This is a genomic window from Brevibacillus sp. AG162 (genome assembly GCF_006715575.1).
Lineage (GTDB): Bacteria > Bacillota > Bacilli > Brevibacillales > Brevibacillaceae > Brevibacillus > Brevibacillus brevis.
The window spans coordinates 635,770-655,058 of the sequence record NZ_VFNO01000001.1; the positions used below are offsets into that span (position 1 = coordinate 635,770).

Consider the following 19,289-nt stretch of genomic DNA (forward strand, 5'->3'; position numbering starts at 1 on the left):
AGCTATTCATGTCTAACAAAGTTTTAATCGTCGACGATGCAGCGTTCATGCGTATGATGATCAAGGAAATTCTTTCGAAAAACGGGTACAGCGTCGTAGGGGAAGCAAGTGACGGTGCACAAGCAGTTGAAAAGTACAAAGAATTGGGACCTGATCTCGTAACCATGGATATTACCATGCCAGAGATGGATGGAATTTCTGCATTGAAAGAAATTAAAAAGTTGGATCCTAACGCGCGTGTGATCATGTGCTCCGCGATGGGACAACAAGCGATGGTAATCGATGCGATCCAGGCGGGCGCAAAAGACTTCATCGTAAAACCATTCCAGGCGGATCGCGTTCTGGAAGCGATCAAAAAGACAATGAGCTAATGATGATGATCCGGAATGCAGGGGCAAGACTCATTTTAGCCTTCAGTCTGATCCTGTTGCTTTTCGTCTCCTCCCTGGCGAGTACCGCTTTTGCGGAAGGTTCAGTAGCGGATGCGTACAACCAGGGAAAAGTGCCAACTAGCAATGCGCCCGCCGGCAGTGAACAGCCGGCGGCCATTCCGGGCAGCGGAACAGGAAGTATGATCGGGTATCTAGTTCAAGTCATCTTTTCGCTAGGCTTTATTGCAGTATTAATCTTTTTATTGCTCCGTTTTCTTGGTCGACGTCAAGGGGCTCAGAGTCATGGACCAATTAAAGTGATTAGCGCCACTGCGCTAGGCAATGGCAAAACACTTCAGGTTGTTATGATCGGTGAGTCATTGTACATCGTGGGAGTGGGAGAAAACGTTCAATTGCTTCGTAGGATCGAACCGGGTGAAGAGGTAGATTTGATCTTGGCTGACGCAGAGATCAAACCGATGAAAAGCCCATTCTCGCTAGAATGGCTCCCGTTCGGTAAGAAAAAGCAGGCAGAAGAAGAAATCTTGTTTTCTTCTGATATGGACGGCAAAAGCTTTCAAGATCTGTTGCAGGGTCAATGGAACGACTTGAAAAATCGTCCAGACCATACAGAACATTGGAAGAAAGAGCAAGCTCAGGACAGAGGGGACCAAAAATGAAATATTTTTTGCAGGTGCTGATGCTTGTCGCAGTGTTGCTATCCGTACCTGATATGGTCATGGCGGCGCCAGCGGGAACACCGCTTGTTCCGAGCATTGATTTGAAGATAGGCGGCGGAACAGGAACACCGCAGGAGACATCGACGGCCATTCAGCTGTTACTGATTTTGACAGTACTATCTGTAGCTCCAGCGATTTTGCTTTTAATGACCAGTTTTGCGCGAATTGTCATTGTGTTGTCTTTTGTTCGAAATGCGTTGGCAACTCAACAAATGCCACCGAACCAGGTATTGATTGCCCTTGCGTTGTTTATGACATTTTTCATTATGGCTCCGACACTCGGACAAGTAAACGAAACAGCCGTACAGCCATTTATGCAAGGAAAGCTAACGCAGCAGCAGGCATTGGACAAAGCGGTCATCCCCTTTAAGGAATTTATGGCAAAGCAGACGCGTGAAAAAGATTTAGCACTTTTTCTGGAATACACAAAAGCCGAACGACCAAAATCGATCCAAGATATTCCGTTGAATGCTCTCGTACCTGCTTTTGCCATTAGTGAATTGAAGACGGCTTTTCAGATCGGCTTTATGATATTCATTCCTTTTCTCGTAATTGATATGATCGTCTCCAGTATTTTGATGGGGATGGGGATGATGATGTTACCGCCGGTTATGATTTCATTGCCGTTTAAGATTTTATTGTTCATCATGGTGGATGGTTGGTATCTCATAGTGAAATCACTTTTGACCAGTTTTTAGCGACATTCCGAATGCCTCAGGAGGTAGAGCATGACACAAGAATTACTTATGCAGATTGCCCAAAGCTCTGTTTATACCATCCTGCTGATTTCGGCACCCGCACTTGGGGTCGCCTTACTGGTCGGTTTGATGGTCAGTGTCTTTCAGGCAACGACACAAATTCAGGAGCAGACACTCGCTTTCATTCCAAAGATCGTGGCCGTATTTGTCGTGATATTGGCTGTCGGCCCATGGATGCTTCGGGTACTGCTTGATTTTACGATGGGGATCTTCGGTAACCTTCATCGTTTTGTTGGGTAGCATATGAATCTTTTTCTGATGTATCTGCCCGTATTCTTGCTTGTTTTTGTCCGAATGAGTGCCTTTTTTGTAACGGCTCCGTTCTTTTCCATTCGTGGCGTACCGAATCAGTTTAAAATCGGCCTCGCGTTTATCATTGCCGTCATCAGTTTTCAATCCTTGCCGGTACAAGGCGAGATTCCGATGGATTTGACTTTTATTCTGTATGTCATGAAGGAAGCGCTTGTTGGTGTCATTCTTGGTTACATATGTGAAATGATGTTTATCGCCATTCAGGTTGCCGGCGGACTGATGGACATGCAGATGGGTCTCGCAATGGCAAACGTGATTGACCCCAAAACGGGTGCATATATCCCGGTGACAGGTAACTTCAAAAATATTCTCGCTGTCCTGTACTTTTTCAGTATTGACGGGCATCACATGCTGATACGAGGTGTGATAAGCAGTTACCAGGTTATACCGGTGGACATCATGTGGGCGGCTTTCGGAAGCGAAAACGTCATGATGACAGCAGTAAAAACCTTTCAAACGATGTTTATGAGTGCGTTTATGATTGCGGCACCGATCGTCGTTGCATTGTTTCTGGTTGATCTCTCTCTTGGTATTATCGCCAAATCTGTCCCGCAGTTTAATATCTTTGTGGTGGGTTTGCCCATAAAACTGCTTGCAGGCTTTTTACTTCTTATCGTGGTGATGCCTGCGTTCTTGCTGACCCTGAACGGATTGTTTGGGAATATGTTCCGGGCACTTGCAGAAATGATGAAATCGCTCGGAGGATCACCATGAATCAATTGAGGCTTTCTTATCAAATAGATCTTCAATTTTTTAATGGGGAAAAGACAGAAAAAGCTACGCCCAAGAAAAAGCAAGACGCACGAAAAAAAGGGCAAGTCGCGAAAAGTCAGGATCTTTCCCCAGCCCTATCTTTGACAGCATTTTTCTTTCTGTTAATGATGCTTGGCTCTACCATGCTAGGCATATTTCAAGATTTGATGCGGGAATCATTGATTACATACACCACATGGCAAGTAAATGAAGAAAATTTAAAAGTCATCGTGATGCAGCTTGTATTTGAAGCGATAAAAATTGTAGGACCTATCCTAGGCTTGAGTTTTCTTGTCGCATTTGCGGTGAACTACATGCAGGTAGGCTGGCTAATTAGTACAGAACCCCTTCAAATGAAACTGGAAAAGATCGATCCAATTAAAGGGGCAAAGCGAATTTTTTCCTTACGCTCGCTCGTAGAGCTACTGAAATCTTTATTAAAAATAAGTGCAGGCATATATGTCGCGTACGTCATTTTGTGGAGTGCAAAGGAACAAGTTGTACAGCTTTCCTTATTGTCTATCGGAGCAGTCCTATCGTTTACTGCCGAAGAGGTGACAAAGCTGGGAATCTATCTCGGGTTATTGCTTTTCATTCTCGCGATTCTGGACTACGCCTATCAGCGTTATGAGCATGAAAAGAATCTGCGGATGTCCAAGCAGGATCTCAAGGACGAGCATAAGCAAGCGGAAGGTGATCCGCTCATTAAAGGGAAGATTCGTGAACGGCAAAGAAGCATGGCCATTCGCCGTATGATGCAGGAGCTTCCCAAAGCGGATGTCATTATTACGAACCCGACTCACTTTGCTGTTGCCGTTCGCTATGACGCAAGTGCGATGAGCGCACCGACGGTAATCGCCAAAGGGCAAGACTATCTAGCATTAAAAATAAGGGAAGTAGCGAAAAAGCATCGTATCGTTACCATGGAAAACAAGCCCTTGGCCCGGGCTCTCTATAGTCAAGTTGAAGTTGGGCAACAAATTCCCGAAGAGATGTTTAAAGCGGTCGCGGAAGTTCTCGCGTACGTCTACAAGCTGCAAGGGAAAGTGAAATAAATGGAAGGAGGATAACCAGTGGGATTCAAATTTAAAGAAGTTGGTACGATCCTTTTTGTCATAAGCATTGTTGTCATGATGGTAATCCCACTTCCTTCAGCGCTACTAGATTTGCTGTTGATTTTGAATATCTCCCTTGCATTGACCATCTTGCTTGTGTCGATGTATACAAAAGAAACTTTGGAATTCTCGATCTTTCCGACGGTTTTGCTTATTACAACCCTTTTTCGACTAGCCTTGAACGTGTCGACGACGAGAAACATTTTATCGCACGGTGAAGGCGGTAAAGTTATTGAAACGTTCGGTAGCTTTGTAGTCGGAGGTAATCAAGTTGTCGGTTTCGTCGTGTTTCTGATCTTGATCATCATTCAGTTTATCGTAATCACCAAAGGTTCTGAGCGTGTAGCTGAGGTAGCAGCACGTTTTACGCTCGACGCGATGCCTGGTAAACAGATGAGTATCGACGCGGATCTGAATGCAGGAATGATCACAGAAGCAGATGCACGTGTCCGAAGAAAAAAGATTGAGAACGAAGCTGACTTTTATGGAGCAATGGATGGTGCCAGCAAATTCGTAAAAGGGGACGCCATCGCGGGTATTATCATTTTTATCGTAAATATTATTGGTGGTTTTATCATCGGGATGCTCATTCACGATATGAGCTTTGCCGAGTCTGCCTCTCGATTCACTACCATGTCTGTCGGTGACGCACTGGTGAGCCAGATCCCAGCGCTCTTAATCTCGACCGCAGCAGGTATTATTGTAACGCGTTCCACTTCTGGTGAAGGTTTGGGAGAAGACATCGTCAAGCAAATGTTCAGCTTTCCGCGTCTTCTCTATATCGTAGCCGGATGCATGCTTTTGCTGGGGCTCTTTACACCGATTGGAATTCTGCCTGTACTTCCGGTATGCGGGATAATGGCATTTGCTGCTTGGAAAATGGAGAAGAACCAAAAGATGCAAATTCAAGAATCCGCCGATAAGGTGGAAGAGCAGCAAATGGAAGAAGTACGCAGTCCAGAAAGCGTCGTAAACCTGTTACAGGTCGATCCGATCGAATTCGAGTTCGGTTATGGCTTAATCCCGCTTGCCGATGTGAAGCAGGGAGGAGATTTGCTAGATCGGGTTATTATGATTCGAAGACAAATCGCACTCGAGATGGGGATCGTTGTACCGGTCATTCGTATACGTGACAACATCCAGCTTCGACCGAATGAATACATGATCAAAATAAAAGGCAACCAGGTCGCAAAAGGGGAAATCATGTTAGATCATTATCTGGCGATGAGCCCAGGGATCGAAGATGATTCCATTGTTGGGATAGAAACCGTAGAACCTGCGTTTGGATTGCCTGCATTATGGGTAACAGAAGAGAATAAGGAGATTGCTGAGCTGTCTGGCTATACAGTTGTCGATCCGCCATCTGTTGTGGCTACACATCTGACAGAGGTCATCAAGCGACATGCCCACGAATTGTTAGGTCGCCAGGAAACAAGGGCCCTGATCGACAATGTACGGGAGACAGCACCAGTTCTCGTAGACGAGCTGATTCCAAGTCTGCTGGCCATTGGGGACGTACAAAAAGTATTGCAAAAGCTGTTGCGTGAAAAAGTGTCTGTTCGAAATCTCCACGTCATTCTCGAAGCACTTGCGGATCATGCCTTGTATACAAAAGATCCAGATGTACTGACAGAATATGTGAGACAAGCGATGGCGAGACAGATTACACTCCAATTTACGGAGCCAGGACAACCACTTCGCGTGCTTACAGCTGGAGCAGGATTGGAAAAAGCAATCTCTGAACGTGTGGAACAGTCTGAGCAAGGAAGCTATCTGGCGATGGATCCGGAAACGTCTCAGCGAATTTTCCAAAACATGTCGACTGAAGTGAGCAAAATGATCAACTCGGGTCAACAGCCGATCATTCTTTCTTCACCAGCGGTCCGAATGTACTTGCGTCAATTAGTAGATCGCATGATGCCAGACGTTCCCGTTTTGTCGTACAGCGAGCTCGAACCACATGTTGAAGTGCAAAGCGTAGGGATGGTGAACATTTCGTGAGGGTAAAACGTTACATTGTCGATTCGATGCCAGAAGCAATGGGAAAAATCAGGACGGACTTAGGAATGGATGCAGTGATTCTTAATTCCAAGCCGATCAAAACAGGTGGATTGTTCGGGATGTTTGGCAAACAACGAATCGAAGTAATCGCTGCTGTCGATGAAAAGGCATCCGAGCGAGAAAATCCCACAGTAGCAGCTGAACATCGAACCAACAACGTTTTGCCCAAATCGCAGACGGGTACGTACACGGCTGCTCAAGCGTATCGAAGACCGCCTGTGACAAAAGCATCGGAGAATCAACAAGTTGAATCAACAGGTAGAGAGCAGCTCGTAGTCGCGATGACACAAACCGCGGTTGCGGCGCCTCCAAAAGAAGAGATCTCAGATACGAGAGATGTGCAAAAGCAAGGTGAGCTAGCTGAGCAGCATGCTCCTGTCACGACCTCCCAAGAAAGAGTGTTACACGCGAGCAATCATGACGCGATTGCCACTGAAATGCGAGATATGCGTCAAATGTTTCAAAAGCTGTTAGTGCATGACTTAAGTGAACAACTTCCTCCGGCGATACAGTCTATTCGTGCACAGTTATTGAAGCAAGAAGTGACTGAAGAGTTAACAGCGGAAATCATTCGAAAAGTAATGGAAATGTCGCAACCGGGTGAAAAGTGGACGGAGGAAGAAGCGTTTGCGGTATGCCGATCAATTGTCACTTCCATGATCGAGCCATATACAGTATCTTCACCAAAGTTGGGTAAGAACGTACGGTATGCTTTCTTTTTCGGTCCGACGGGGGTTGGAAAAACAACGACCATTGCGAAGCTTGCGGCGAACAGCATGTTGAAAGAAAAACGAAAAATCGGCTTTATCACGGCTGATACGTATCGAATGGCGGCTGTAGAACAATTGAAGACGTACGCAAACATTTTGAATGTCCCGCTGGAGGTTGTCTTTTCTCCGAAAGAAATGGCGGCAGCGATGGAACGCTTAAGTGATTGTGAACTCATTTTTGTCGATACCGCTGGACGAAATTTTCGCAACGATGAGTACGTGGAAGGCATTCGTGAATTGTTGGAGCATGGAAAAGACAGCGTGAACTACCTAGTACTTAGCTTGAGCTCCAAATTCAACGATATGAAAGCGATCGTCCAAAATTTTGCGGAAGTTCCAGTGAAGCAAGTCATTTTTACAAAAGCGGATGAAACGAACAGCTTTGGCACAATGCTGAATGTTTGTCAGGAGATGAATCTACAACTCTCCTATGTAACGACAGGTCAAAATGTACCAGATGATATCGTTGTAGCTACACCCGAGCTGGTTTCAACGATGATTATGGGAGAGTAAACAGATGCGTGACCAAGCAGAGCAACTCCGTGAGCGGATGCTACAAAACAAGAAGTCACGACCAACTAGACTGGTGACAGTGACGAGTGGAAAAGGTGGTGTCGGCAAGTCCAATTTCAGCTTGAATTTTGGACTTGGTTTGATTGAGAAGGGTCATAAAGCGGTTTTGTTTGACTTGGATCTGGGTCTGGCAAATCTGGATGTATTAATGGGAATTACCCCAAAAAAGCATCTGTTTCATTTGTTAGAGCCAGATACGACTGTTTGGGACATTATCGAGCACGGGCCAGGAGGCTTAGAGTTCATCGCGGGTGGTTCTGGATTTACGCAGATTATGCAGTTAGATGATGAGAAGCTAGATCGCTTATTCTCGCATCTGGACCCGCTGCAAGGCTATGCCGACACTATCATTTTTGATACGGGAGCAGGTTTTTCAAAAGAATCCATGCGATTCATGCTCTCCTCAGACGAGGTCATCCTCGTTACCACCCCCGAACCACCAGCGATAACGGATGCATATGCAGTCATCAAGATGCTACACGCACGTAATCCCGCTGTCTCTATTCGCTTGGTGATTAATAGAGCGTCGTCGGAGAGAGAAGGGAAAATGACGGCGGACAAGCTTGCGATGGTTTCCAAACGCTTTTTGAATATGGATATTCAGTCGCTTGGATATGTTTCTGATGATCCTTACGTTTCAAAAGCTGTTAAACTGCAGCGTCCTTTTCTACTTACATATCCACAATCGCAAGCCGCGAGAAGCATACGAAATCTGGTAGAACGGTATTTGGATCGTCCGGATACTTCAGATACTTCTGTCAGTGGTCTCAAAGGTTTTCTTGCGAGGTTGAGGCACTTCATACGATGAGACATAAATGTAGGAAGGGAGCGACATTCGAATGAGCAAAATCCGGGTTCTCGTCACGGACGATTCAGCATTCATGCGTAAAGTGATTTCGGACATTTTATCTACTGATCCTGAGATTGAAGTGATTGATCGAGCCAAGAATGGACTCGAATGTATAGAAAAATGTAAAGAACTGGCGCCGGATGTCCTCACACTCGACATTGAAATGCCGGTCATGAACGGTTTGGACGCACTGGAAAAGCTGATGAATGAGTGCCCGGTTCCGATCGTCATGTTGAGCAGCCTGACAAAAGAAGGGGCCGAAGCTACAATTCATGCGTTGGAACTAGGAGCGTTTGACTTTGTAACGAAGCCTTCTGGTCCAATTTCTCTCGACATTCACAAAGTGGGCGATCGTCTTATCGAGCGCGTGAAGGCTGCGGCAGCGTCGAAAGTACGTTTGAGAAAGCAGATCCCTCGCGTAGTCAAACCGGTATCTTCCGAATCAAAACCTGCACCGGTTACACCGGCATCTCCAGTAATACGTACGAAAATACCGAGCCCGCCTGCCGTGATGCGGTCACAAGTGGGCGGAAAGGCAAGACTGGTGGTTCTGGGGACTTCCACGGGTGGTCCTAAAGCATTGCAGAGTGTACTGACTGCAATTCCGGCGAACTTTCCGGCACCAATTGCCATCGTTCAGCATATGCCAGCAGGTTTCACAAAATCGTTAGCAAATCGACTAGACTCGTTATGCCAAATTCGAGTAACCGAGGTTGTCGATGGTGAGTATTTGGAAAATGGTACAGCGTACATCGCTCCAGGAGGCTTCCATTTCGAAGTTCGTCAAGTAAATGGGAGACTGCAGGCCTATTTGCATCAAGAGGAGCCACGAGGCGGTCACAGACCGTCTGTCGATATTCTGTTTGAATCAGTCAGTCAATTGACAAATGTAGACAAATGGGCAATCATCATGACAGGCATGGGAAATGATGGGACTAAAGGACTAAAGCTTATGAAGGAGCTTGGCCGTGTCACAAGTATTGTTGAAGATGAGTCGAGTTGTGTCGTATACGGAATGCCACGAGCAGCGATTCAAGCAGGCTTGGCAGACAACGTGGCCCCATTGGAAAAGATTCCAGAGCTGTTGTGCAAGCTCTTGCACTGATTTTTGGGAGGTGGATCACCTATGGATATGAATCAGTATTTGGACATGTTTATTGAGGAGTCAAAGGAACACCTACAGGCAATCAACGCCAATTTGTTACTCTTGGAAAGTGATCCGGGTAATATTGGCCACGTCAAAGAGATTTTTCGTTCCGCACATACATTGAAGGGTATGTCGGCGACCATGGGCTTTGAAGACATGGCGAGTTTGACTCACGAAGCGGAAAATGTACTTGACCTGATTCGCAATCAGAAGTTAACGATTACCAGTGACATCATGGACGCTATTTTTCAGAGCGTAGATTTGATTGAAGGCATGGTAATCGATATCACAGAAGGTGGAGACGGTTCAGCAGATGTATCCGCTATTGTAAAGAAACTCCGGGCGATTGTTGCGGGAGACTTCTCAGCCGAGCAGGAAGTAGCAGTTGCTACGATGGAAGTGGAAGCACCGCAAGAGGAAAGTACACCAGCTGAAGATCATGAGCTCGATGATTATGCAATGATGGTCTTGAAGCAGTCTCAGGAGCTCGGAAACAACGTTTTGTGGATCAAAGTGACATTGAATGAAAACTGCTTGCTCAAGGCTGCCCGCTCTTACATGGTTTTTGATCAGTTGGAATCCATGGGTGAAGTGATCAAAACGAAGCCAGCTGTTGAAGATATTGAGAATGAGCGATTTGAACAATCGTTTGAAATCGCATATGTGACGGAGCAATCGATTGAAAAAGTACGTACTACGATTCTTAACATTTCGGAAATCCAAGATGTGACAATCGAAAACATTCAATTGAAGAGTGAAGCTCCACCTGCTCCCGTAGTGCAACAGGCACCAGCACCAGCTGAGAAAGGAGCAGCAGAAGCTCCTCAAGCACCAGTGAAGAAGGCGACGGCTGGTGGAAAAACAATTCGTGTGGATATCGAACGTTTGGATATCTTGATGAATCTGTTTAGCGAATTAGTCATTGACCGCGGCCGTCTGGAGCAGTTGGCACGGGAGATTGGAAAGAACGAACTGCAGGAAACCGTGGAGCACATGAGTCGGATTAGTGGCGATTTGCAAAACATCATTCTGACCATGCGCATGGTTCCGGTGGAGCAAGTATTCAATCGTTTCCCACGTATGATTCGTGATCTACAAAAAGATCTGAATAAAAAAGTGAATCTGGAGATTATCGGTGCGGAGACAGAATTGGACCGTACCGTCATCGACGAAATCGGCGACCCACTCAATCACTTGCTGCGTAACTCGCTTGACCACGGAATTGAGTCTCCAGCAGATCGGAAAAAGGCGGGTAAGCCAGAGGAAGGAAAAATCGAGCTCCGCGCTTTCCACAGTGGGAACCATGTATTTATAGAAGTAAAAGATGACGGAGCTGGAATCAATAAAGATAAGGTTCTCAAAAAAGCGCTTGAGAGAGGGATTGTCAATCCTGCTACTGCAGATAGCATGAGCGACAAGCAAATCCACGAGTTGCTATTTGCAGCAGGTTTTAGTACAGCGGAAGTTGTTTCTGATATTTCCGGTCGTGGTGTTGGTCTGGATGTCGTTAAGTCCAAAATTGAATCGTTGGGCGGCAGTGTCAGCGTAGATTCTGTACGCGGCCAGGGCACGACTTTCCTCATTCAATTGCCACTTACGCTCTCTATCATTTCCGCGATGCTGGTACAAGTGAAAGATGAGAAGTACGCTGTCCCACTCAGCTCCATCATTGAGACGGCTGTATTTAAAAAAGATCAAATCATGATGGCTCACCGCCAAAAAGTGATCGACTTCCGGGGACGTGTAGTGCCGCTCGTTTCGCTGCAGGACATTTTCCAAGTGCCTGATAATGGGGAAACGATGGAAGATGAAGTGGCAGTCGTCATCGTACGTAAAGGTGAGAAAATGGCAGGCCTTGTCGTCGATTCGTTCATCGGTCAACAAGAGATTGTTCTAAAATCTCTCGGCAAATATCTGGTTAATGTATTTGCCATTTCAGGTGCAACGATCCTGGGAGACGGTCAGGTCGCGCTCATCATAGATTGTAACTCGCTGATTAAGTAGAAGGAGGGGCAGCCACATGCTCGATCAAAAAGAAGTCATTAGCGAAGTCAAAGTGATTGTCTTTCGATTGAAGGACGAAGAGTATGGCGTAGAGGTTCATCAGGTTAAATCCATTGAAAAACTGGAGCACATCACAAGAGTTCCGCGAACGCCTAGTTTCGTCAAAGGGGTTATTAATCTGCGTGGCGTTGTGACACCGATTATTGACCTGCGCAATCGTTTTAGTCTCGAAGAAAGCGTCTATTCCGAAGCAACTCGAATCATTATCGTGGCCGTAGGTGAATTGGAAGTGGGTCTCATTGTAGATGCTGCTAATGATGTTATCGATATACCAGTTGATGCGATTGAACCGCCTCCAGAGGTTGTAGGAGGAGTGGAGGCTGCTTATTTGCGAGGAGTCGCGAAGCTGGATAAACGACTGTTAATCCTCTTAAACCTCGATAAAGTATTGAGCACAGAGGAAATCAAGCAGTTGGACGCAATTGAGGGGTAAGTAAAATGGGCGATTTTACGAAGTTTGGGGATTTCCAATTTGACGTTTTACGGGAAATCGGGAACATCGGTGCTGGTCACGCTGCCACGGCTCTCTCCAAGCTCATACAAAAAGAAATCGATATGAAAGTTCCACAAGTCAAGATTATCCCCTTCGACGAAGTTGCAGATTGTGTAGGAGGAGCGGAAACTGTAGTAGTGACCGTGTTCCTCCGGGTTGAAGGCGATTGTCCAGGGAACATGTTTTTCATCCTTGATTTGGATTCTGCCAAGCATCTGCTCGAACAAATTACAGGAATTAATAAAGATGTGTACGAGTGGGAAGAGCTGGAGATCTCGGCGCTGCATGAGATTGGCAACATCTTAACAGGTTCTTATTTATCATCGTTAGCTGATTTTACACAATTAAATTTACAGCCGTCCGTACCTGCACTCGCTGTGGATATGGCTGGAGCTATTCTAAGTTATGGATTAATAGCGTTGGGTCAAGCGGGTGACTTTGCCCTCACGATTGACACCGCTTTTTTCGAAGGCAATGATCAAGTAAAAGGGAACTTTTTCTTAATTCCTGATCCTGAATCGCTCCCAATACTATTTCGTTCATTAGGGGTTCCGTTCGATGGAGATTATTAAGATAGGGATGGCGGATCTCGGTGTGGCAAAGCCGCCGAGCAAGCTGCGTACTACCGGTTTAGGTTCTTGCGTAGGGGTAGTGCTCTACGATCATATCCATAAAATTGCAGGTATGGCACATGTTATGCTCCCTGAATCGTCTTTGGCTAAAGGCGGGGAGCTAACGATAGGCAAGTATGCGGATACAGCAATCCCCCATCTGATTCAGTTGATGGTGAAGGCTGGTGCGGAGACCAGACACACGGTTGCGAAATTGGCTGGCGGTGCACAAATGTTCGCATTTTTAGGGAATAATGACACCATGCGGATTGGGCCTCGAAATGTAGAGGCGTGCAAACTTGCATTGAAGGATGCTCGTATAAAGATCGTGGCAGAAGATACAGGGGGAAACTGCGGTCGGACAATAGAGTTAGATGCCACAAACGGCATTCTTCAAATCAGGACCGTAAATCAAGGTGTGAAGGAAGTATAACAAATGTTAGGAACCATTTGGATTAATTTTGGATTAGGGATGCTCGCATTTCTTGTAACGCTGGGTACGGCTGTGGCGAGTAATGTCTGGCTTGTATCACTGGAGAGAGCAGGTATCGCATTTGTCCTATTCTTCCTCGCTGCATTTCCAATTCGTTGGCTGCTCGCAACGTTCATACAGTCATCTACTCCACCAATGGTTACGGACACGCTAGAGGGGACAAGCTCTCCTCTAGCAGAAGGTGGGGTCGTTCTGGAAATTGGACATCAATTCGAACAGGAAGATCAAACATTTGCACCACTCTCAATCAACAAGATGGAAAGGATTCATCCTACTGAAGATCCAGCCACCGTTGCAGAGGTCGTTAGGCGCTTATCAGATGAGTAAAGGTTGGTGACTATTCGTGGCACGGCTAACCAGTCAAGAAAAAGCAAAAGAGTTCGATAAATGGGTCATGTGGAAGCAAGAGGGAAGTCGCGAGGCGGAGGTTGACTTGGTCACGCGGTTTTTGCCACTGGTAGATAAGGTGGCAAATCGGTTGGCAATTAATCTGCCAGCAAATGTGGACAAGGATGACTTGATTAGTTATGGGCGCTTTGGGCTATTGGACGCTTTGGCTAAATTCGATCATACCCGGGGTCTCCAATTTGAGACGTACGCCATGTGGCGGATTCGTGGTGCAATGATCGATGGACTACGCGAGAACGACTGGATCCCTCGTACTGTTCGAGACAAGGCCAAAAAAATCGAAGAAGCATACACCACCTTGGAACAGCAAATGCTGCGAATGCCAACCGATCAAGAAGTGTCTGATTATCTGGGAATAAGCAAAAAGGAGCTTCAACAGGTTTTCTTGGAAACCTCACTCGCCAGCATGGTTTCTATCGATGAGGCAGTAGGGGATGAAGACGAGCAAAAAACAGCAAGACATTCGTATATCATCGACGAGCTCACACCACGCCCTGAAAATGTGGCAGAAGTATCCAGCTTAAAAGAGGTTCTTGTAACGGTGATCGACAAATTGCCTGAAAAGGAACGACTGGTTGTCTCCTTGTTTTATTTTGAAGAAATGACCTTATCAGAAATTGCGGAAATCATGAGCTTGTCACCTTCAAGAATATCCCAGTTGCACTCCAAAGCTCTTTTCCGACTTCGTTCTGCGTTGTCCAGATGGAAATCGCAATTGATGTAAGGGGACATTACCCAAGCTTGAGAGGGGTAGAATGATGGAAGGGATCGGGAAATATAAAATAGAAGTAAGAATTTCAGCTGATAAATTGGAGGCTGAGGTACTATTACGTGTGGACGAACAAGATATCGACGAAATTGTCGTCTTGGAAACAGACGTATACAAAGCATTACAGGCAAGCAATGTGAAGTATGGAATTCTCGATGATGTAGTGCAGAACTTGTGTACCTTTCCCGCGAAGTATGCAAACGCGAAAGTAAAGGTTGCTCAAGGGATTGCACCTGTGGGCGGAACCGATGCGACTATCGAGTACCCCTATTTGGCTTCTATTAATGAAGGGGAAGGTCCAGTAGAGCTAGAGGATGGCCGGGTTGATTTTTATAATGTCACGACAATCCCTAATGTAGCAAAAGGACAACTCTTGGCGCGTAAAATATCAGCAAGCCAGGGACAACCAGGCACAGCAGTTACCGGAGAGCCCATCGCTCCCAAAGCCGGCAAGGAAATAAACATAAAGCCTGGGAAAAATGTTGTGCTCAATCAAGAGCGGACGATGCTATACGCCGCTATTGACGGACAAGTCTCCTTTACGGAACAGGCAAAAATGAACGTGTTTCCCGTATTTGAAGTAAACGGGGATGTTGATTTTGGTGTTGGCAATATTGATTTTGTGGGAACGGTGGTCATTCGCGGGAACGTATTGAATGGCTTTCGCGTAAAGTCATCAGGAGATATCCGCGTACTTGGCAGTGTAGAAGGGGCCGAGTTGTACGCGGAAGGCTCCATTGAAATCAAAAGCGGGATTGTTGCCCAGGACAAAGGCTGCATTGTTGCGGGGAAAGATATCCGGACGTCCTTTATCCAAAACGCCAATGTAACGGCTGGCAATCAAGTCATTGTTTCACAAAGCATTATGTTCTCAACCGTAAGAGCCGGCAAGCAAATCATTTGCAAAGGGTCAAAAGGCTTCATCATTGGCGGCGTGCTGCAGGCTGGGGAAAAGATTGCGGCACGAGTATTTGGGAACAGCAGTGCCACTCCTACGATACTCGAAGTAGGAGTAAAACCCGAATTAAGACAAGAACTGGCGAACATTCAAAAAGAACTGCAAAATGTGTATGAAAATTTACGCAAAACAGATCAAGGTTTAGGCGTTATTAATCAGATCCTCCAAGTCAGCAAAGAACTTCCAGCAGATAAACGTCTCATGCAAATCAAGCTAACCAATACTCGTTTGGTTCTGGAAAAAGAAAGCAAGGAATTGGAAGCACGCAGAAATGATATTGAACTCGAGCTGAAAGGGGAAGGCCCAGCAGCTATTGAGGCATATCATGTAATGTATCCAGGAATCAAAATGACGTTTGGAAAGCTGGTGCACTTTATCAAGCACGAGTATGCCAGAACGCGCTTTATTGTGCTAGACGGTGAAATTAGTACAGCAACTCTTATCTGATCCAGGATGCTTACATACTTAAGTGCGAAAAAGGGAGTTGGGGCCATATGAGTTTGAAAGCGGTTGAATTGCAGGTGGCAATACCACGCACGCTAGAAGTCAGCCGAATTCAGGAGCATCAGCAACAACGAACCATGCATGAACAACAATCAATGATTGATCAGCGAAGAGACCTGGATGAACAGATGCGCCAGCGCCCGAGCGATATTGAGCAATCAGAAAAGAACCAGATACGTGAAAGAGAAAAACAGCAAGGACAGCATGAACAACAGGACAAAAAAGAATCCACTGGGAGTCAATTGTCCGAATCAAGCGAAGGTGTATCTACGAATGCTGATCTCATGAGAGATCCATTGCGTGGACGTATTATAGATATTTCTTTATAAATGAAGTCAAGCCAGAAATAAAGGTGGACAACATGGACGTAGTGTATCCCATCCTGATTGGAGCAGGAATGATCAGCATGCTTCTTGCTTTTGTTATTAAAAAGAAGCAGCCTGTTGACTCCTTTTCCTCATTACCGACACAACGCACGACGGACAAGGACGAGCTCGAAAAAAGCGTGCAGCGTCTTCAAAAACAGGTAAAGCAAGAAACCAATCTTCTTGCTGCAGAATGGCAGGAAATGAGAGCGGATCTTCTCGAGGATATCGCTAGTTTGCGCAAGCGATTAGACAATATGGAAGAACAATGGCAAAAGAGTGAAAGTCACAAGCAAGAGGCTTCGAAGGATACGAATAGGATAGAACCAACACCTCAAGTTCAAGAGTTGGATATGCTGGCACTGCGTGAACGTTATCGCCGTGCCTTTGAGCTGAATAAAGAAGGTTTGTCTCGGGATGAGATCGCAAAACGACTCGGTGCCGGCAGAGGGGAAATCGATTTGATCTTTTCCTTGGCTGACAGGCATGAGCGAGGTCTTGCCGATGCGTAAACAAGAGCTATTATTTGGATTTGGAGCAGGACTGATTGTGGCTACCTCCATTATCGGAATGTTAGCGCCTAAACAGACTGCGCAGGCCCCAGCTATGACTGTAGATCAAATGAAAGCAGCTGCACAAGAGCTGGAAATGGTCGTTCTTACAGCAGAAGAATACAAACAGTGGCAGGAAGAAAAGAAAGTGAACGTACAGCCAGCTCCTGGAGTGCCTAAGGCGCCAGTAACACCAAAGGTAGGTCAAACAGTGGCGCCTGTGACAAAGCAACCGCAGACGCCAGCTGTTCAGCCTGGAACACCTGCAGCTTCAGAGCAAAAGGTGATTCCGCCAACCAATCCAGTGAGTAAAGATGGCCAGGCTACCCCAACAGTACCAAATACGCAGACACCAACACCACCCAATACGGTGGCACCTAAAGCTCCGACAGTGGAAGCACCTGTAGCAGATAAGAAGGTATCTTTTACTGTTCCTTACAAAGCAACTGCAGAGGATGTAGCGCAGATCCTAGTAAAGGAAGGAATCCTTCCTGCCGACAATCAATTTGTGGCCCAGCTACGTGCGAGTGACAAGCTAAATCGCATTCGTGTCGGTACCTATGAAGTGTCGACCGCCTCTAAGGAAGCAGACATCGTCAAGTTGATAACAACGCCGCCTAAAAAATAGGCGGTTTTTTTCAATGTAACGAAATGTGTCCGTTTGTCGTCTGCCAAAAGGGTCAAAACTTTTTTTTACGAAATAAATGGAATTCGTTTGTTGCAATTGAAACTCCCATATGATATATTCATTTACGGTGTTGAAATCGCACGTCCACCAATTCCGGCAACGGTGCTGCCTATGGCAGAATTGCTTGGAACATGCGGTGAGGCGGAGGTAGCATCACAAAAACCATTTTTGAAGGAGGTGTGAAATATGGCAGTAATTTCGATGAAACAATTGCTCGAGGCTGGTGTACACTTCGGTCACCAAACTCGTCGTTGGAACCCGAAAATGGCTCGCTATATCTTCACCGAACGTAACGGAATCTACATTATCGACCTGCAAAAAACCGTTAAGAAAGTAGAGGAAGCGTACAACTTCGTACGTGAACTCGCTCAAGATGGCGGAAAAATCCTCTTCGTTGGTACGAAGAAACAAGCACAAGAATCCGTTAAAGAAGAAGCAGAACGCACAGGTCACTACTTCATCAACCAACGTTGGTTGGGTGGTACTCTGACAAACTTCACAACCATCAAAAAACGTACAGCTCGCTTGGCTGAGCTGAAGCGTATGGAAAACGATGGTACTTTCGCAGTATTGCCTAAGAAAGAAGTTATCGTTCTGCGCAAAGAAATGGATCGTCTGGAAAAATTCTTGGGCGGTATCGCTCACATGGATAAACTGCCTGACGCTCTGTTTGTCATCGATCCTCGTAAAGAGCGCATCGCTGTAGCAGAAGCTCGTAAATTGGGTATCCCAATCGTAGCGATCGTAGATACTAACTGCGATCCAGATGAAATCGATTATGTGATCCCAGGTAACGATGACGCAATTCGCGCTGTGAAATTGCTCACTGCTAAAATGGCAGACGCTCTCCTGGAAGGAAACCAAGGTACAGAGCAACAAGCAACAACAACTGCGTAAGCATGTGTGTTAAAGGGTGGACTGAGGGTGTCAGAACCCCCGTCCATCCTTTTTTGCTGAATAGCGTCACCAAGGTTAACAGGTGACTTGCTTTTCGATTATAATAGGATCGTAACTTTTCGAGGAGGTTTCACTCAATGGCAATTAGTGCACAAGCGGTTAAAGAACTGCGCGAGCGTACAGGCGCAGGTATGATGGATTGCAAACGCGCGCTGGAAGAAACAGCAGGCGACATGGAAAAAGCAATTGACTTGCTCCGTGAGCGCGGTATCGCGAAAGCAGCGAAAAAATCTGGTCGTATCGCAGCAGAAGGTTTGACTGGAACGGCAGTAGCTGGAAACGTTGCAGCAGTTGTAGAAGTAAACTGCGAAACTGACTTCGTAGCGAAAAACCCTGAGTTCCAAACGCTCGTAAAAGACATTGCTGAGCACGTTGTTTCCCAACGTCCTGCAACAGTTGAAGAAGCTCTGGAGCAACCATTCAAAGGTGCTGGCGAGACTCTGGCTCATGTAATCAATGAGAAAATCGCGACAATCGGAGAAAACATCTCCTTCCGTCGTTTTGCACTCTCTGAGAAATCTGACGCTGGCGTATTCGGTGCTTACCTGCACATGGGTGGCCGCATTGGCGTTCTGGTAACTTTGGAAGGCACACAAGACGAAACACTCGCAAGAGACCTGGGCATGCACGCAGCAGCGTCCAACCCGCGTTTTGCTAACCGTGAAGAAGTTTCCGCTGATGAGATCGAACGTGAGCGTGAAGTTCTGAAAAACCAAGCACTGGCTGAAGGCAAACCTGCTAACATCGTTGAGAAAATGGTAGAAGGCCGCCTCTCCAAATTCTTCGAAGAATACGTACTGGTTGAGCAACCATTCGTAAAAGATACTGACAAGAAAGTAGCTGTTCTGCTGAAAGAAGCAGGTGCTACCTTGAAAGGTTTCGCTCGCTTCCAAGTAGGCGAAGGTATCGAGAAGAAACAAGAAGACTTCGCAGCTGAAGTAATGGCTCAAGTTAATAAGCAATAATAAAGGTTATAGG

At 46.1% G+C, this 19,289-nt stretch carries 22 protein-coding genes; all 22 read left to right on the plus strand.

The features are described from left to right. Positions 1–8 precede the first annotated feature (8 nt). The 22 genes from FB479_RS03160 (at position 9) to tsf (ending at position 19,276) form a co-directional block, all read left to right on the plus strand. Positions 9–371 (plus strand): response regulator, encoded by a 363-nt coding sequence (locus FB479_RS03160; protein WP_007719294.1) that lies wholly within the window; start codon positions 9–11, stop codon positions 369–371. Continuing rightward, positions 371–1,051, plus strand: a complete 681-nt coding sequence (locus FB479_RS03165) for a flagellar biosynthetic protein FliO (protein ID WP_142062365.1) — start codon at positions 371–373, stop codon at positions 1,049–1,051. The genes FB479_RS03160 and FB479_RS03165 overlap by 1 nt, the downstream gene beginning before the upstream one ends. Continuing rightward, a complete protein-coding gene (gene fliP, locus FB479_RS03170; RefSeq protein WP_106653465.1) occupies positions 1,048–1,809 on the plus strand; it encodes a flagellar type III secretion system pore protein FliP in 762 nt (253 codons plus the stop codon). Before FB479_RS03165 ends, fliP begins: the two co-directional genes overlap by 4 nt. 30 nt (positions 1,810–1,839) lie before the next feature. Next, entirely contained in the window at positions 1,840–2,109 is a 270-nt protein-coding gene (fliQ, locus tag FB479_RS03175; RefSeq protein WP_106653466.1) for a flagellar biosynthesis protein FliQ, read from the plus strand. Positions 2,110–2,112: 3 nt separating this feature from the next. After that, the gene (gene fliR, locus FB479_RS03180) at positions 2,113–2,895 is read left to right on the plus strand and encodes a flagellar biosynthetic protein FliR (RefSeq protein WP_106653467.1); all 783 of its coding nucleotides are present in this window, start codon (positions 2,113–2,115) and stop codon (positions 2,893–2,895) included. Further along, complete coding sequence (gene flhB / locus FB479_RS03185) at positions 2,892–3,989, plus strand: flagellar biosynthesis protein FlhB (RefSeq protein WP_106653468.1); 1,098 nt, start codon at positions 2,892–2,894, stop codon at positions 3,987–3,989. The genes fliR and flhB overlap by 4 nt, the downstream gene beginning before the upstream one ends. 18 nt (positions 3,990–4,007) lie before the next feature. Then, positions 4,008–6,050, plus strand: a complete 2,043-nt coding sequence (flhA, locus tag FB479_RS03190; RefSeq protein WP_056488397.1) for a flagellar biosynthesis protein FlhA — start codon at positions 4,008–4,010, stop codon at positions 6,048–6,050. Continuing rightward, complete coding sequence (gene flhF, locus FB479_RS03195; protein ID WP_142062368.1) at positions 6,047–7,393, plus strand: flagellar biosynthesis GTPase FlhF; 1,347 nt, start codon at positions 6,047–6,049, stop codon at positions 7,391–7,393. Before flhA ends, flhF begins: the two co-directional genes overlap by 4 nt. 4 nt (positions 7,394–7,397) lie before the next feature. Then, entirely contained in the window at positions 7,398–8,261 is an 864-nt protein-coding gene (locus tag FB479_RS03200) for a MinD/ParA family protein (protein WP_106653471.1), read from the plus strand. Between the two features lie 31 nt (positions 8,262–8,292). After that, a complete protein-coding gene (locus tag FB479_RS03205; protein ID WP_106653472.1) occupies positions 8,293–9,408 on the plus strand; it encodes a protein-glutamate methylesterase/protein-glutamine glutaminase in 1,116 nt (371 codons plus the stop codon). A gap of 21 nt (positions 9,409–9,429) precedes the next feature. After that, entirely contained in the window at positions 9,430–11,454 is a 2,025-nt protein-coding gene (locus FB479_RS03210; protein WP_106653473.1) for a chemotaxis protein CheA, read from the plus strand. A 16-nt stretch (positions 11,455–11,470) separates the two neighbouring features. Next, the gene (locus FB479_RS03215) at positions 11,471–11,947 is read left to right on the plus strand and encodes a chemotaxis protein CheW (RefSeq protein ID WP_007719278.1); all 477 of its coding nucleotides are present in this window, start codon (positions 11,471–11,473) and stop codon (positions 11,945–11,947) included. Between the two features lie 5 nt (positions 11,948–11,952). After that, the gene (locus FB479_RS03220; protein WP_048033437.1) at positions 11,953–12,579 is read left to right on the plus strand and encodes a chemotaxis protein CheC; all 627 of its coding nucleotides are present in this window, start codon (positions 11,953–11,955) and stop codon (positions 12,577–12,579) included. Beyond that, a complete protein-coding gene (locus FB479_RS03225; protein WP_106653474.1) occupies positions 12,566–13,051 on the plus strand; it encodes a chemotaxis protein CheD in 486 nt (161 codons plus the stop codon). Before FB479_RS03220 ends, FB479_RS03225 begins: the two co-directional genes overlap by 14 nt. Positions 13,052–13,054: 3 nt before the next feature. Continuing rightward, entirely contained in the window at positions 13,055–13,438 is a 384-nt protein-coding gene (locus tag FB479_RS03230) for a hypothetical protein (protein ID WP_142062371.1), read from the plus strand. 16 nt (positions 13,439–13,454) lie between these two features. Continuing rightward, positions 13,455–14,243 carry a FliA/WhiG family RNA polymerase sigma factor gene (locus FB479_RS03235; RefSeq protein ID WP_106653475.1) on the plus strand — a complete coding sequence of 263 codons (789 nt, stop codon included), beginning with the start codon at positions 13,455–13,457 and terminating at the stop codon, positions 14,241–14,243. 31 nt (positions 14,244–14,274) lie between these two features. Then, on the plus strand, positions 14,275–15,693 hold the full coding sequence (locus FB479_RS03240) for a flagellar assembly protein A (protein WP_106653476.1): 1,419 nt from the start codon (positions 14,275–14,277) through the stop codon (positions 15,691–15,693). A gap of 47 nt (positions 15,694–15,740) precedes the next feature. Next, on the plus strand, positions 15,741–16,079 hold the full coding sequence (locus FB479_RS03245; protein ID WP_106653477.1) for a hypothetical protein: 339 nt from the start codon (positions 15,741–15,743) through the stop codon (positions 16,077–16,079). A gap of 23 nt (positions 16,080–16,102) precedes the next feature. Further along, positions 16,103–16,627 carry a DUF6115 domain-containing protein gene (locus FB479_RS03250; RefSeq protein ID WP_106653478.1) on the plus strand — a complete coding sequence of 175 codons (525 nt, stop codon included), beginning with the start codon at positions 16,103–16,105 and terminating at the stop codon, positions 16,625–16,627. After that, the gene (locus FB479_RS03255) at positions 16,602–17,294 is read left to right on the plus strand and encodes a DNA polymerase III subunit gamma/tau (protein ID WP_142062374.1); all 693 of its coding nucleotides are present in this window, start codon (positions 16,602–16,604) and stop codon (positions 17,292–17,294) included. The genes FB479_RS03250 and FB479_RS03255 overlap by 26 nt, the downstream gene beginning before the upstream one ends. Positions 17,295–17,540: 246 nt before the next feature. Then, positions 17,541–18,251 (plus strand): 30S ribosomal protein S2, encoded by a 711-nt coding sequence (gene rpsB / locus FB479_RS03260; protein ID WP_015891726.1) that lies wholly within the window; start codon positions 17,541–17,543, stop codon positions 18,249–18,251. Positions 18,252–18,388: 137 nt separating this feature from the next. Further along, entirely contained in the window at positions 18,389–19,276 is an 888-nt protein-coding gene (gene tsf / locus FB479_RS03265; RefSeq protein WP_106653481.1) for a translation elongation factor Ts, read from the plus strand. Positions 19,277–19,289: the final 13 nt, after the last annotated feature.